The sequence below is a fragment of the Prevotella sp. P5-108 genome, from assembly GCF_002251385.1.
Classification (GTDB): domain Bacteria; phylum Bacteroidota; class Bacteroidia; order Bacteroidales; family Bacteroidaceae; genus Prevotella.
This window is the reverse complement of sequence record NZ_NPJJ01000046.1, coordinates 1-942: the sequence shown is the minus strand read 5'-3', so window position 1 is coordinate 942 and position 942 is coordinate 1. Positions and strand designations below refer to the sequence as shown.

General features: G+C 41.7%; 1 protein-coding gene. It reads left to right on the top strand.

The window, feature by feature from the left end; all coding sequences use genetic code 11:
- Positions 1 to 565: IS3 family transposase (locus CIK95_RS09785; RefSeq protein ID WP_158215119.1), on the top strand; the 565-nt coding region annotated here is incomplete at its 5' end.
- Positions 566 to 942 lie beyond the last annotated feature (377 nt).

The following is a 942-nucleotide window of genomic DNA, read 5'->3' as shown; positions in this document are numbered from 1 at the left end:
GATAAAGGATGTGGTTCCCATGCGACCTAACGAAATATGGGTCAGTGACATAACGTACATAGAAACAACTGAGGGTGTGTGTTACTTGTCGCTTATCACGGATGCCTATTCTCATAAGATTGTGGGATGGGCAGTAGGACCGACCTTGGAAACCATATACCCATTGGAGGCACTGCGTATGGCACTGGCAACAATTGACGATGAAACAGCATCCCGTCTCATCCATCATTCTGATAGAGGAAGCCAGTACTGTAGTGCTGCATACGTTAAGGAGCTAAAGGCACATAATATAATGATAAGCATGACCCAAAGCGGTGATCCTCTCGAAAATGCCATTGCAGAACGCGCCAATGGCATCATCAAAACAGAATGGCTCTACAAGATGAGCATACCGTCAATAGAGAATTGTAAGGAAGAACTGACTCGTATCATACGTTTCTATAATACAGAACGTCCGCATATGAGCATTGGATACAAGACTCCCGAAACGGTACATACAGAAGTTGGAGAACAAAAAAGGTGTTGGTGCAATCCATGGAACAGACCTGCTACCACAGGCAGCTGATAGGTTTTTCTTAGCCATACAGCATCTCCTAAAATAATGGGCGCTGCCCCGAAAGACAACGCCCATACCACTATTTCAGTGTGATGCAGAAACCTATTGCTGGCGAGTTGCTCCTCAGCAGAGCTCGCTTCCTCTTCGGCTTCTGACAGCAAAATTACGAAATATTTTTATTTCTTGCACTAATCAAAGGAATAATCATTAACTTTGCAATTGGAATGCGAGAAGGTAGTAAAGCAAATCAGTTTACTGATGAAATCTTGTAAAACAAATCAGTTCAACTAACAGAACTTGTAAAGTAAAACAGAGAACTGAATAAAAGTAGTAAACCTAATTAGTTAATCGCATCCAATTCTGTCAACTAATTTTAGGAATAGTCA